Source organism: Rossellomorea marisflavi, assembly GCF_022170785.1.
Taxonomy (GTDB): domain Bacteria; phylum Bacillota; class Bacilli; order Bacillales; family Bacillaceae_B; genus Rossellomorea; species Rossellomorea marisflavi_B.
The window spans coordinates 3790071-3804589 of record NZ_CP081870.1; the positions used below are offsets into that span (position 1 = coordinate 3790071).

General features: G+C 51.4%; 13 protein-coding genes. 8 read left to right on the top strand and 5 right to left on the bottom strand.

Features of this window, described 5'->3' with window-relative positions; translation table 11 throughout:
* Positions 1-246 precede the first annotated feature (246 nt).
* From K6T23_RS19680 to K6T23_RS19690, 3 genes are all read left to right on the top strand, one after another.
* Positions 247-1458 carry an SGNH/GDSL hydrolase family protein gene (locus tag K6T23_RS19680; RefSeq protein ID WP_238282853.1) on the top strand — a complete coding sequence of 404 codons (1212 nt, stop codon included), beginning with the start codon at positions 247-249 and terminating at the stop codon, positions 1456-1458.
* Between the two features lie 363 nt (positions 1459-1821).
* The gene (locus K6T23_RS19685) at positions 1822-3543 is read left to right on the top strand and encodes a pyruvate oxidase (protein WP_056538814.1); all 1722 of its coding nucleotides are present in this window, start codon (positions 1822-1824) and stop codon (positions 3541-3543) included.
* A gap of 62 nt (positions 3544-3605) precedes the next feature.
* Positions 3606-5186, top strand: a complete 1581-nt coding sequence (locus tag K6T23_RS19690; protein WP_238282855.1) for an FMN-binding glutamate synthase family protein — start codon at positions 3606-3608, stop codon at positions 5184-5186.
* A 37-nt stretch (positions 5187-5223) separates the two neighbouring features.
* On the opposite strand, the gene nadR is transcribed toward K6T23_RS19690, so the two are convergent.
* From nadR to K6T23_RS19715, 5 genes are all read right to left on the bottom strand, one after another.
* A complete protein-coding gene (gene nadR / locus K6T23_RS19695; RefSeq protein WP_238282865.1) occupies positions 5224-6246 on the bottom strand; it encodes a multifunctional transcriptional regulator/nicotinamide-nucleotide adenylyltransferase/ribosylnicotinamide kinase NadR in 1023 nt (340 codons plus the stop codon).
* A gap of 1 nt (position 6247) precedes the next feature.
* On the bottom strand, positions 6248-6943 hold the full coding sequence (gene pnuC / locus K6T23_RS19700) for a nicotinamide riboside transporter PnuC (protein ID WP_238282867.1): 696 nt from the start codon (positions 6941-6943) through the stop codon (positions 6248-6250).
* On the bottom strand, positions 6940-7497 hold the full coding sequence (locus K6T23_RS19705) for a cysteine hydrolase family protein (RefSeq protein ID WP_238282869.1): 558 nt from the start codon (positions 7495-7497) through the stop codon (positions 6940-6942). The genes pnuC and K6T23_RS19705 overlap by 4 nt, the downstream gene beginning before the upstream one ends.
* 18 nt (positions 7498-7515) lie before the next feature.
* Positions 7516-8292 carry an NUDIX domain-containing protein gene (locus tag K6T23_RS19710; protein WP_238282871.1) on the bottom strand — a complete coding sequence of 259 codons (777 nt, stop codon included), beginning with the start codon at positions 8290-8292 and terminating at the stop codon, positions 7516-7518.
* A gap of 577 nt (positions 8293-8869) precedes the next feature.
* The gene (locus K6T23_RS19715; protein ID WP_238282880.1) at positions 8870-9517 is read right to left on the bottom strand and encodes an SDR family oxidoreductase; all 648 of its coding nucleotides are present in this window, start codon (positions 9515-9517) and stop codon (positions 8870-8872) included.
* A gap of 221 nt (positions 9518-9738) precedes the next feature.
* Here K6T23_RS19715 and K6T23_RS19720 point away from each other — a divergent pair, with 221 nt between their 5' ends.
* The 5 genes from K6T23_RS19720 to K6T23_RS19740 all read left to right on the top strand — a co-directional run bounded on the left by K6T23_RS19720 (position 9739) and on the right by K6T23_RS19740 (position 14509).
* The gene (locus tag K6T23_RS19720; RefSeq protein ID WP_162244156.1) at positions 9739-9909 is read left to right on the top strand and encodes a hypothetical protein; all 171 of its coding nucleotides are present in this window, start codon (positions 9739-9741) and stop codon (positions 9907-9909) included.
* A gap of 90 nt (positions 9910-9999) precedes the next feature.
* Entirely contained in the window at positions 10000-11340 is a 1341-nt protein-coding gene (locus tag K6T23_RS19725; protein ID WP_238282899.1) for a sigma-54 interaction domain-containing protein, read from the top strand.
* Positions 11341-11565: 225 nt separating this feature from the next.
* Positions 11566-12861 (top strand): CitMHS family transporter, encoded by a 1296-nt coding sequence (locus tag K6T23_RS19730; RefSeq protein WP_238282901.1) that lies wholly within the window; start codon positions 11566-11568, stop codon positions 12859-12861.
* Between the two features lie 17 nt (positions 12862-12878).
* Positions 12879-14210 (top strand): acyclic terpene utilization AtuA family protein, encoded by a 1332-nt coding sequence (locus K6T23_RS19735; protein WP_238282903.1) that lies wholly within the window; start codon positions 12879-12881, stop codon positions 14208-14210.
* A complete protein-coding gene (locus K6T23_RS19740) occupies positions 14192-14509 on the top strand; it encodes an AtuA-related protein (RefSeq protein WP_142129498.1) in 318 nt (105 codons plus the stop codon). Before K6T23_RS19735 ends, K6T23_RS19740 begins: the two co-directional genes overlap by 19 nt.
* The last annotated feature ends 10 nt before the right edge of the window (positions 14510-14519 follow it).

Sequence of the window (14519 nt, forward strand, 5' to 3'; positions counted from 1 at the left end):
TAAGAATGAACAGAGCCATTCCGTTTTCGCTTCCCCACTATTTTCTTACATTGTGAGAAGGGTTTCAATCTTTTTTATTCCATTGCCATGCCAGAAGGGGGATGCCAGGAATTGTTCATTGACTGTCGCGCCCCTCTCCCCTATCTTGGAGCCATATAGCCCAATCATAAAATTCCGCTTGCATTGGCATTACTATATAGAGAGTTCGGGTAAGGAATACTGTCAGTCTTGAATGAGGTGAAAAAGGTGAGGATTTTTTTATACATAGCACTTGCTGCGGTAGCGGTGGCGGGCTTTCTTTTCATGACTGAAGGAAAAGAAGAGAAGGTGAAGGAAAGGCACTGGATGGGCGCCTGGATGACGGCGATGCAGGAGCCCTTCAAGGACGGTGAATCCTATGAAGGGTTCAAGGATCAGACCGTGCGCATGGTGATCAAACCCCATGTGGACGGAGATCAGGTCCGCATCCGGCTGTCAAACACGTTTTCAGATGAAGAGCTGAAAGTCGACAAAGTGAGCATCGGCATAACGAAAAAAGGAGCGGAAACAAAGGGAGAACCTGTATCCGTCTCCTTCGACGGTAAAAAGGATGTGCGCATCCCGGCCGGCGAACGGACCTCTAGTGATCCGATCCCCATCAAGATCTCTGAAGATGAAGCTCTGACGGTGAGCCTTTATTTCAAAGGGGAATCAGGACCTGCCACCTGGCACCCGAGGTCGATGCAGACAACCTATTCCGCTGATGGAGACGCCACTGGCAAGGCAGGAAAAGACGGCTACAAATCCATTGAAAAAGGATGGTACTGGCTTGATGGGGTCGATGTGAGGACAGATAAGAAGGTCAAAGGGTCCATCGTCGTCCTCGGCAGCTCAATTGATAATGGAAATGATTCAAAGATCGATTCCAATCACCGGTGGACGGACTATCTGTCCGAGCGGATCAATGATAAGGCCGATGGAAAATGGACGGTCCTGAACGCAGGAATCTCTGCGAATCAGCTCCTCGACAGCCCGGAGGAAAAAGGGGAAAAAGCCCCCGATCGACTGAAGAGGGATGTGTTTGAACAAACCGGCGTGAAAGGCGTCATCGTTCATCAGGGCATAAATGACATCCGCCATCATCCGGAGACAGATGCCGTGACCATCATCGATGAAATGAAGGCCATGATCAAGGAGGCCCATAAGAACGGCGTCGAAATCTATGGAGTCACGATCTCCCCATACAATGACTCAGGAAAATATACCGCGGAAGGCGACCGGACGCGCCGCAAGGTCAACGCATGGATACGGAACAGCGGCGCCTTCGACGGGGTGATCGACTTTGATAAAGTACTTCGGAATGCCGATGATCCATCCAGACTCCAGCCGAAATACAATTCAGGGGACGGACTGCATCCAAATGAAGCGGGGTACCGACAAATGGCCGAGACGGTAAAATTGAAGATGTTTGAGTATTGAAGTGATAGGCAGAGCAAATGACAAAGAAGCGGTCCCGCCTAATGGGGCCGCTTCTTTCGTCATCTCCTAACAAACGCCCTTCTCTCCGCATATTCCGTACACTTCCTGCACACGAGCACCGGCTCCCCACGGTCATTCTTGTAACGCTGGGGCTGCACGGGCTTCCGGCCGCATACTGCGCAGCGGGATGGCTTGAACCATTGCCTGATTGCATTGAACATGGTGGTTCCCCCTTGCATATAATCCGTTTAATCCAGTTTAGAAAAATCCTCCTCCATTATGCAATCATTTCTACTCCCGTAGTTTAGTTGGAAAGAAATAGTGGTAGAGAATGAGAGACATATACACCAGGAGGGAATACTTATGGCAAAAACGCTGGCAGGGCATGCCGCTGCAGACGTCCTTCAAAACTGGGACGTTCAGCATATCTTCGGGATGCCCGGTGATTCGATCAATAACTTTGTTGATGTACTTCGCGGAAAGAAAGACGATATTGAGTTCATTCAGATCCGTCACGAGGAAGTGGCGGCATTGGCAGCCTCGTCCTATGCAAAACTGACTGGGAAGATCGGTGTCTGCATGACGATTGGCGGACCTGGCGCGATCCATCTGTTGAACGGACTGTATGACGCAAAGGCCGACGGAGCACCCGTACTCGTCCTCGCGGGTCAGGTGGCGACAACGGAACTCGGCCGTGATTCATTCCAGGAGGTTCATCTGGCACGCATGTTCGACGACGTTTCGGTCTATTCAGAGACCGTAGCTTCGGCGGAAGCATTCCCTGACATGCTGAACCAGGCCATCCGCACGGCCTATGCGCGAAATGGCGTCGCTGTCCTCGTCATCCCTGACGACATTCCGAGGGACAAAATCAAGAATGCGACTTCTTTCACATCCAGTCTGACTTCATTCGCAAGACACATCCCTCAAAAGGAGGATCTCATCACCGGTCTCAACTTCATCGAGAATGCCAAGCGCCCTGTCATCCTGGCAGGGACCGGAACGAAGGCGGCCAAACAAGAGCTCGAGGCATTCGCCGATACAATCGGGGCCCCGATCATCTTCACCCTTCCCGCGAAGGGCGTGCTGCCGGACCGGCATCCGCTGAACCTCGGACAGCTTGGTCAGATCGGGACGAAGCCTGCGTATGAAGCGATGGAAGAAACAGATCTTATGATCATGATCGGAACCTCGTTCCCGTACCGGGATTATCTACCGGATGATGCCGATGCGATTCAGGTCGATGTAGATCCCGCCCAGATTGGGAAGAGGTACCCCGTTTCTGCCGGTATCGTAGGGGATACAGCCCTCGTGCTGGAGGAATGGAATAAGCACCTTCAGCGCAGGGACGATCGCTCCTTCCTCGAAGAGTGCCAGAAGAATATGCAGAACTGGTGGACCCATATCGGGAAGGATACCGAAGAAACGTCCACACCACTCAAAGCACCTCAGGTCATCCCTCATATCGAACGGATTGCTGACGACGATGCCGTCCTCTCTGTCGATGTCGGAAACGTGACCGTATGGATGGCTCGCTACTTCAACATCACCAATCAGGACTTCATCATTTCCAGCTGGCTGGCCACGATGGGCTGCGGACTGCCGGGTGCCATTGCAAGCTCTCTCGCTTATCCGGATCGTCAAGCCATTGCAGTATGCGGGGACGGCGGCTTCGCCATGAACATGCAAGACTTCGTGACCGCCGTTAAATACAAGCTTCCGATTATCGTCGTGGTGCTCAACAACAGCCGCATCGGCATGATCAAGTATGAACAGGAAGCAGCCGGTCATCTTGAATACGCCACAGAGCTTCAAGAAATCGACTTCGCCCAGTTCGCCAAGTCATGCGGAGGCGAAGGCTATCATGTGAAAACGTACGAAGACCTCGGACCTGCCTTCGATATGGCGAAAGCATCGAATAAACCTGTCATCATTGACGTCGAAATCGACCTTGAACCTCCCCTTCCAGGCAAAATCACCTGGGAACAGGCCCAAGGCTATACGAAACATATGATGAAGAAATTCTACAAAGATCACAGCGTCGAAATGCCGCCTCTCAAGAAAGCTTTGAAGCGCCTGTTCTGACCATGATTTGGCCGGGCATCCGCCCGGCTTTTTTCCATTCAATCACTAAAGGGGGCTACTTCATGGAAACGATCTTACTCTGGATCCTGCTCATCCTCCTTGCCCTGGTCATCCTAGTTCCCGCCGCCTTTCTTTTTTACATATGGCGGGTCGATGAACGCCAAGAGGAACATGCGATCCTGCGCCACTATCCCGTTCTCGGCAAAATACGGTACATCCTCGAGAAGATGGGACCTGAACTCAGGCAATATTTCTTCAATAATGATTCTGAAGGGAAACCCTTCTCCCGGAATGACTACACAAGCACGGTGAAATCCGGCAAGTATAACACCCGCATGCTCGGCTTCGGTTCGGAGCGCGATTTCGACGGGGAGGGCTACTTCATCCGGAATACTCTCTTCCCCGTCCAGCGAGATGAGCTGAACGTGGACAATGAGAAAAAGGTGCCGACGAAAGTATACAAGATTGATAAGGACAACCTCTTCAACCGCAAGGAACATCGTGAAGAAACGTTGGCCGATCCCTTCCTCCTGAAAGATGAAGACGCTCCCATCATCGGCGAGTACACATGCCGCCATCCCTTCCGCGTCAAAGGGCTCGTCGGACAGTCGGCCATGAGCTACGGCTCCCTCGGGGGCAACGCCATCACCGCCCTGTCGACGGGCCTCGGCCTTGCCGGCGGAACATGGATGAACACCGGGGAAGGAGGGTTATCGAAGCATCACTTAAAAGGAGGCGTAGACATCATCTGCCAGATCGGACCCGGGCTATTCGGTGTGAGGACGAAAGACGGGGATTTCTCCTGGGAAGAATTCAAGAAGAAAAGCGATCTGAAGGAAATCAAAGCATTCGAATTGAAGCTCGCCCAAGGAGCCAAGACCCGTGGCGGCCATCTTGACGGTAAGAAGGTCACACCTGAGATCGCCTCGATCCGTAACGTGGAGGCGTGGGAGTCCATCGACAGCCCGAACAGATTCCGTGAGTTCAATTCCCCTGAAGGCATGCTCGACTTCATCGAACAACTTCGTGAAGTCGGTGGAAAACCCGTCGGCATCAAGCTCGTCGTCGGGAACACCGGGGATATCGAGGAGCTCGCTTCCTTCATGGCAAAAACGGGCCGACACCCAGATTTCATCACCGTCGATGGTGGTGAAGGCGGTACTGGTGCTTCCTACCAAGAGCTTGCCGATGCCACGGGGGTGCCCATCAAATCGGCTCTCCCCTTCGTCCATGATACCCTTGTCAGGCACGGTGTCCGGGACAAGGTGAAGATCTTTGCATCAGGGAAGCTCCTTACACCCGACAAGATTGCGTATGCCCTCGCCCTTGGAGCCGACTTCGTCAATATCGCCAGGGGACTCATGTTCTCCGTCGGCTGCATCCAGGCTCAGGTATGCCACACGAACAACTGTCCCGTCGGGGTTGCCACCACCGACGATAAGCTTCAGGAATCACTCGTGGTCGAAGAGAAGTCCTTCCGCGTCTGCAACTACATCCTTTCTCTCAGGGAAGGGCTCTTCAATCTCGCAGCAGCGGCAGGTATCGATTCCCCGGCAAAATTCACCCGGGACCACATCGTATACAAGGACCGGGACGGCCGCCTGATGCCCCTGTCACCCGATGTCCCTCAGAAAGCCCTGTAAGCACAGCAAAGCCCGGTGATGCCACCGGGCTTTTGTTCTATTTCAACATTCCATTCACAAGCCGAAACGCTTCCTCCCACTTCTCCCGGTACGACCCCGAGAGCGTGGTGAACATAATGCCGTTCTCTTCCAGCAGCTCCTGTAGCCGCTCGTGATTCTGCCTCCGGACTGTTTCTTCCCCGTGCATCCGCCAGCCGTCATCCACCCATTCGACGTCAGGCTCAAGGAGCAGATACAGATCATATTCCTGGGCTTTTGCGATGGAATCCAGTACCTCCTGAAGCTTCCCATTATACAGCTCAGAATAAAATTGGGTCACCGTCGCTTCCGTATCCACGAAGAGGACGCGATTGCTGAAGGCAGAGGCCTTCTCTACCTGACGCTGCTGCTCATAAGCGATCATGGGGTAATCCTCATCAAGGAGCACCCCGTCATATCCGCCAATCTCCTCACAGCGCGTCCGGCCGTATTCCGCGACATAATTGGTATTGAAAACCGAAGCCAGATTCCGCACGAGCGTCGATTTCCCGCAGCTCTCGGTACCGATCACTACGACTTTTTTCACGAAATACGATCTTGCCACAGACGGAATCATGTCCCAGTGACGGTACACCCCGTCAGTTCTGATCATGGTGGCAGAGATTGGGGCGAATACCCGCTCTTCATCCAGGATGATATGCTCAGCACCGGGATAGCACTCCCGGAAAATATCCGAGTATCCCCGTTCAGACGAAAAGACCTCATCAATGGGCTGGCCGATCGCCTCCTTGATTAAAGCAGCCCCGTCTCTCCAGTCATAATCCTCATCTCCCGCATCGTCTTCAATCGATACAACATGAACGTAAGGCATATCCTTCGTAAGCTGATGGAGCCAGCGCAGTCGGACCGCCGCCGGAACATAGGGGAAATCCGTTCGGGCGCAGATCTCCCGGTCCCGCTTTTCCGAGTGTGACAGCACGACATACAGCTCCTCCACCATGGTGGACGCCTGAATCAAGGCATACACATGTCCCTGGTGAAGCGGCAGGAACTTCCCCCCGTAAAATCCGATCTTCTTCATATCATGCTGCCTCCATTCCCTGTTTTCTTCCAATTCGTCTCCAGTTGATGTACCCGTAGACGCTGTTTACAAGGAACGCACTCCACATCACCAGCATGGCAAAGTCATTGCCGCCCTGGGTCATCAAGGTCGTGAGCCAAAGGACGATGGAGAGGACATTCACCATGATCCAGACGAGCCACTGCTCCGTGAACCGCTTCAGCATGAGGAGCTGGGCGATGACCGACAGCACCGTGGTGGCAGAATCGACCCACACATTCCGGCCGCCGATCTCTTGGAGAATCAGGGCATAGGCGATAAAACCGACGACGAATCCCGCAATCGTCCACACCCAGCCACTCTTACTTAGGGAATGGACCACCACATCCTCCCCACGTGCATCACTTTTCACAGTATGTCGGCTCCACAAATAGATCCCTACAAACTGGAGGGGAAAATAGAACAGGCCGTTCAGCATGACCTCCCCGTACAACCCGTAGCCGTAAGCGATGTACGCATACAGCCCGGTCTGGATGATCCCGAAATAGTAATTGGCGATCTTCCCCTTTGCCACCAGCACCACACACATCATCCCCGTCAGGGACACAATCAGCCCGAGAAAGGTGTCATCGAGGGCAACGAAAAGATACAGATTGATGACCGTAAAGACCGCCAGCCAGCACTTCTCAAACAGCGTCCAGTCCTTGAAGACACTCATCTCACATCAGCCCCCAGAGTATGTTTGAAATGCTCAAGCGCCCATTCGTGACCCGCCTGATTAAAGCTAGCAACGGCTTCCCGGTACACGACCATGCTGTACCCGAGGTTGTAGCCATCCACTGCCGTATGGAGTACGCAGATATCCGTACACACGCCAACAAGATGGATTTCCCGGATTCCGCGCTCCCGCAGGCGCAGATCGAGCTCCGTCCCGGCGAAGGCACTGTATCTCGTTTTATCGAATTCAAGGATCGGAATCGGAGCGCCAGATGCTTTCACATCGTCATACGCCGTGCGGACGGCTCCGTATAGCTCCCGTCCTTCCGTCCACGCGATATTATGAGGCGGGAACAGTCTGGCTTCCGGATGGAACTCATCCCCTTCGAAGTGGATGTCATTTGCCACGACCACATAGTCACCCGCTTCAGCAAACTCCCTCATGAGCCCGGCAATCTTCCCCTGGATCACCTGCCCCGGCTCCCCGCACGTGAGCTTTCCTTCATCCGCTACAAAGTCCACCGTATAATCAATCACGATCAATGCTCTCTTCATTGTTTCTCCCCCTAAAGATTAATAGATTGATGGTGCAGGTGCCTCTCCCCTGAAGCGGAACAACCGCGTCGCCCGCTTCGCTGTCCGCGTCGTGGTCTTCACATTCCCTTCCCTGTCCGTCACGGGCTCCAGGAACGGGTACTTCGGTGCATCGCGGTTGAATGCCGACACATTGGCAATCCCCGGGTCATCCGTCATGAGAAGAAGAAGGCTCCTCAGCTCTGATAGCGTGAATGCTTCAGGCAAAAACTCTTTCGCCACCGTCGTCTGTAACATCTCCCCCTTGATCATCCGGAAGGCATCATTCAACATGTCACGGTGATCAAACGCAAGATCCAACTCCAGCGCTTCCTCCCACGTGAACAGCTCCACTTCCGCTGCGTCTTCTGAGGCCCTCCGGCCAGCCAGGTACCCGGCTTTTACAATCGCAAAGAATGCATTCGAGAGAATCCAACCGCGGGGATCACGCCCCGGCGCATCGTACACGGCAAAATGCTTCAGATGGATCCGGTCGACTCCCGCCTCTTCCTTCAGTTCGCGGATCGCCGCTTCATCCGCCGTCTCCTCTGGCCTGACGAAACCACCCGGCAGCGCCCATTTCCCCGCTTCGATATTCGGTTCCCCTTCAAGATTAGACTCGGCCCTTTGGATGAGCAGGATCTTCAGGGTCGGAACCGGCGGCTTATGTTCCTCCGGATAGTGGAGGTCAATGGTGAACACCGCGATGTCACTCGTGTATCCGTCCGGAGTGATGAATGATGGCTGGTTGGTGTGTGAGGGTGTAGTGTGATTCATGACAGGCTCCTTTTTTTAATTTGCAATTTGTTAATTAATAATAGTGTACGCTGAGTAGGGAGGATTTGGCAAGGTTTTTTTGGTGAGGCTCACAGTCTTGTACTCTATTTGCTACATTTTTTGTATGCTAGCGAAAGGGTGGAGATATTTGCGAAAGAGGGGCATTTACCACGAGTTCCCAGGTCCAATTCCACCTCCAAACCGCTCACCACCTCACAAATCATCTGAATTTGGTTGAGATTAGCCATTTTGGAGCCTTTTCGAAATTCCCGAACCCCTGTCAGCTTCATTTACTTGCGAAAATCAAAAAATTATTTGCGAGTTTTTGAAATTTATTTGCGGGTAATCAAAATGTATTTGCGAACGCAATTTTCCAGCTTTCCTCTATTTGTGCAAACCATACGATACGTACGATGATCGAACGTTATCATCGAAGACCGACTCTTATTTGCGAACCCCCTCTCTAGCTGAATTCACATCTCCCATACGTCTAAACATCCCATTTACAACCACCACTCAACACCAAACAAAAAAAGCAGAGGAATTCATCCCCTGCTTCCATCAAACTCGTATTCAATTAAATCCCGCTCAACGCATCCTCTACAGAATGATCGCCGCTCTTAATGAACACGGATTTCTTCTTCAAATTTTCTTTCCCGATCGCTCCTACAAGAACACGCGCCACGTCTCCACGCGGAATCTCATAGCTTCCCGGGTCGCCGGTTAGCTCAGCCTTCACATCGACCTTGCCTGTTGCTTCATCGTTTTTCAATGGACCAGGGTGAACCGTGGTGTAGGCAAGTGATGATTTTTGCAGGTAATCATCTGCCATATGCTTCGCAACGGCGTATGGTTTCATCTTGTCGCTCTCTGAATCCGGGTCCAGACTGTCGGTTGCGCTCAGCAAGACGAAGTGTTTGACGTCATGTTTCTCAGCGTAGTTCACTGCTTTGACGGCACCCCACAGGTCGATGAGCATTGTTTTGTCGGCGCCCGTGCTTCCGCCTGATCCGGCTGCGAAGACAACGGCATCCACATTATCGAACGCATGGGAGAAATCTGCTTCAAGATCCCCCAGTACGACTTTGTCAGCACCTGCTGATTCAAGATCTTTGATTTGCTCTTCTTTTCTCACAAGGGCAACGGATTGATGATCCGACTCCTTCAGCTGTTCGACCACCTGGGTTCCTACTTGTCCGTTTGCTCCGATTACTAAGACGTTCATGATATCCCTCCATAATGTAATTAACTGAATATGTTCATATCCTGTCTATTCCCTTTTATTTCTCCATCAAACGTCACGACTCTCTCCGTCCCTCTATCTCTGTAAAGACATTGAAAATTAACAACCTACTAAAAACAGGTAAAAGGAACGATTCCACTTTCTTTCAAAACGAAACCAAATACTTCCTGTTACCGTATGATTGGTATAAGGAGGAGATGTTCATGATATGCAAAGAATGCAACGGCACCGAATTCATAAAGGCAACGGATTTCATTAATCTTCGCCCTCTTCATAAAAGGATGAGCGTGGGAACGGAGAAGATCTTCACGATCTGTGCCGGATGCGGGGAAGTGGTTTCCATTAAAGTGCGAGACACCGCCAAGCTGAAATAAACGGATGATCGGTGGTATAATCCCCTTACATGCCATATAATTTAAATTATCAGAAAATAAATGGGGGATACCATGCTTTCTCAGAATCAGATGGTGGACTGGCTAGAAGGCGTTATAGAAGCCATCCATGACGGGATATTAGTCATTGACCGGAATGGAACCGTTCAATTGATCAATGAGGAATATACACAGATAACAGGCGTCAGACGAGAACAAATCATCGGGAAACCATTGATACAGGTACGTCCCAGCGCCAAGCTCCCTCAGGTTTTAAAAGATGGACAAGCCAGGGAAGGTGTCTTTCGCAAAGAAAAATCCTTGGAATATGTAGTGGACATGGCTCCGATCATCAAGGATGATGAGGTCGTCGGGGCAGTATCCGTGTGCAAGAGCATTCCGGAAGTCTATCAGCTTTCTGAGGAATTAAAGCGAAGCCGGAAAAGGGTCCAACAGTTGAAGCAGGCGTTCGGAAGGATACATCAGTCTACCTACACGTTCTCGCACATCGTTGGACAAAACACAGACCTTCTCCACATGATTGAACGGGCAAAGAAAGCCGCAGCCACGAACCTGAGCATCCTACTGACAGGCGAATCCGGGACGGGAAAAGAACTTGTGGCCCAATCCATCCATCATATCAGTAGTCGATCCTCGTCCCCCTTCGTCCCAGTGAACTGCGCAGCCATCCCAAGTACGCTTTTGGAAAGTGAACTGTTCGGATACGAAAAAGGGGCCTTCACCTCTTCAAAGGAAGATGGAAAAATCGGCCTGTTCGAACTTGCCCATGGGGGAACGCTGTTCTTAGATGAGATTGGCGATATGCCGGTTGACCTTCAATCTAAACTGCTTCGGGTGCTTCAAGATGGTACGTTCCGTAAGATCGGTGGCCTTGAAGAACAAAAGGTCGATGTTCGAATCATTGCTGCAACAAATAAAGACCTGCCCAGTATGGTCGCGAACAAAAAGTTCAGGGAAGACTTGTTCTATCGGATGAATACCATTCAACTGACCATCCCACCACTCAGGAAGCGCAAGGACGATATTCCTGCCATCCTGACATCTCTCCTGAAAGAGCAAGGTGACAGCGGTATCCAGATTGACCCACAAGCGATGAGCACGCTTCACCAGTATGAATGGCCAGGGAATATACGGGAACTGAAGAATGCCGTCCACTACGCCATCAGTATGTGTGAAGGAAGCACCATATCGGTGGAGCACCTTCCAGATACCATTCGCCCAACAGCAGGTCACCGTCCAATCTACAGCCACCGACTACTGGAAGACATTTTAAGAGACACAGAGAGAGAAGCGATTGTAAGCGTACTAAACAAAACCGGTACCTCTGTTATCGGAAAGAAAGCCGCCGCCAAACAGCTTGGTATTTCCCTTGCTTCCCTTTATAACAAATTATCAAAACTGAATATTACTTGACTGCTCGCGCATAAACAGACAGTTTATGCGTTTTCCAGTTTCATAGAAACGCATTTCCAAGATGTTAGAATTCACTTCCCCCAATAGGTTTCTCCCCTTTTGCCTCGTTGTAATTCCAACCTTTTAGAATCCACTTATCCGAACCCCTTATTCTCATGCGCTTTTTGTCTTGGCACGATTGTTGCGTGTATATTTGTAAGCGCTTTAAAAAGGAGGAATATACGTATGTTGGCTTTACTCGGTTTTTTAACCATAGCGGTCTTTCTTTATTTGATTCTTTCTAAAAGGGTATCGGTCATCGTCGCTCTCATACTGGTTCCCATTGTGTTCGGCCTGTTCACGTCGTCCATTTCGGAACTTGGAGAAATGATTCTCACAGGAATCTCTGGTGTGGCTCCAACCGGCATCATGCTGGCGTTCGCCATCCTTTTCTTCGGAATCATGAACCGGGCTGGACTGTTTGACCCGTTCATCTCAAACGTCCTGAAACTGGTCAAGGGCGATCCACTCAAGATCGTCATGGGGACAGCCATCATTGCCATGGCCACCCATCTGGATGGTTCAGGGGCCTCAACCTTCCTCATTACAATCCCAGCTCTGTTGCCGATCTATGATCGACTTGGTATGAGCCGACTCGTCCTTACAGGGGTCACCGCACTTAGCTGTGGCGTCATGAATATGGTTCCTTGGGGAGGACCGACAGCACGGGCTGCAAGTTCCCTAGGGGTCGATGTGTCGTTGATCTTCAACCCCCTTCTTCCTGCCATGGGAATTGGACTGATTTGGGTCTTGTTCGTCAGCTATATCATCGGGAAGAGAGAACGCAAGCGGGTTGGTATCAAGGAATTCAACTACGACTTCCACGCTGAACTGAGTGAAGAGGAGCGAACAACACGTCGGCCGAAGCTTATCTGGCTCAACCTATTGATTACGGTCATCACAATTGTTGCCCTGATCAAGATTTGGCTACCACTTCCAGTCATATTCATGGTGGCCTTTGCTGTCGCCCTCCTGATCAATTATCCTAAACCGAAAGATCAGCAGGACCGCATCACCGAGCAAGCTAACGGAATGGTCTCTGTCGTTTCCATCATCTTCGCTGCCGGTATCTTCACCGGCGTCCTGTCAGGATCGGGTATGATCGAAGCGATGGCGACCGCCATGGTAGGTGTCATACCAGAAAGCACCGGTTCCTTTATGGCGCTTTTCGTTGCCATTACCAGTATGCCACTGAGCCTGGTCTTCACCCCTGATGCGTATTATTTCGGGGTGTTGCCTGTCTTAAGTGAGACAGCAGCCGCCTACGGGATTGCTCCTGAAGTCATCGGCAGGGCCGCTATTTTGGGGCAGATGACCACAGGCTTTCCATTGAGCCCCCTTACGGCAGCAACATTCCTTCTCATCGGATTGGCCCGCGTCGAGCTCGGGGACCATCAGCGTTTCATCTTCCTGTGGGCATTCGGATCCACCATCGTGATGACAATTGCCGCATTCATTACCGGAGCCCTTTCATTCTCGTAAATTAAGGAGTGTTCATTATGCTAAAAATCGGAGCTGGAACCGGCTTTGCAGGTGATCGGATCGAACCTGCCCTTGCCCTTGTAGAGAACGGAAACATCGACTATCTGATCCTGGAAGGCTTGGCGGAACGGACCATCGCCCTTTCACAACGACAAAAACGGATAAATCCTGATCTTGGATTCAATGAGTATTTGGAAGAAAGAATTCGCCTTCTACTCCCTTCACTCCTCTCTCATAACGTTCGTTTGATTACCAATATGGGCGCGGCGAATCCTATGGCAGCGGCCAGAAAGATTCAAGAGGTAGCAAAGGAAATGGGTCTGGATTGTAAGGTAGCGGCAGTCATTGGCGATGACGTTCTGTCCAAACTAAATCCTCATGCCATTGTGCATGAAACTCAAAAGCCTGTTGAAGAATACACACCTCTGATAAGCGCGAACGCTTATCTTGGTGCAGAGGCCATCCTTCCAGCCCTGGAATCAGGAGCAGACATCATTGTGACAGGCAGGGTCGCGGACCCTTCCCTGTTCCTTGCCCCTATGATCCATCATTACCAATGGGAGCAAACCAATTACCAGCTCCTCGGCCAGGGGACCCTGATCGGACACTTGTTGGAGTGTGCCGGTCAGGTGACGGGAGGATATTTTGCGGATCCAATATATAAACCCGTCGATCGCCTCGATGATCTCGGCTTCCCCATCGCTTCCATCATGGAAGATGGGACGGCCATCCTGACAAAATTGCCGGGTACAGGAGGAGTGGTGAACGCCATGACCGTGAAGGAGCAACTTCTATATGAAGTGCATGACCCGACAAGCTACCTCACGCCTGATTGTGTAGCGGACTTCAGTACGGCAACCATTGAAGAAATCGGACCCGATACCGTTAAAGTCCAAGGAGCGACGGGGCGAAAACGCCCGGATACATTAAAGGTATCCCTCGGCTACCATGCGGGCTATCTGGGGGAAGGGGAAATCTCCTATGCAGGGTCCACTGCAACTGAGCGGGGTCAACTGGCCGCTGACATCCTCGAGAAACGGCTGGGTGGGATGGATGACGAAGTCAAAATCGACTTGATTGGTTCGACTTCTCTCCATCATGGTGAACAGGGAGGGTTTCGTCCATATGAGGTCCGTCTACGCGTGGCTTCCCTATGTCCATCACGAAAAGAGGCTGTCAGGATAGGTCATGAAGTCGAAGCGCTTTATACAAACGGTCCAGCCGGTGGCGGCGGTGTACGCAAGCGGGTCGAAGAAGTGATCGGGGTGGTCTCCACCTTCATGGACCGCTCCCTGATCACGTCTCATTCTGAGCTATTGGAGGGATCCTCATGGCAACAATCAAACTGATCGAAGTGGCCCACAGCCGCACAGGAGATAAAGGAAATACGCTGAACTTCTCCCTCATTCCCTATAGGGAAGAAGATTACGATTTGCTTAAAGCTGAGGCAACGGTTGAACGTTTTACTGAACATCTGCGGCACATCGTGAAAGGATCGATTACACGATACGAACTACCTACTATCAAAGCATTGAACTTTGTATGCGAACAGGCCCTGCTCGGTGGTGTGACAACATCCATCGCTCTTGATACGCATGGAAAGAGCATCAGCAGCGCCGTCTTGGAAATGGAGATTGAGCGCCATTGAAACAACAAGG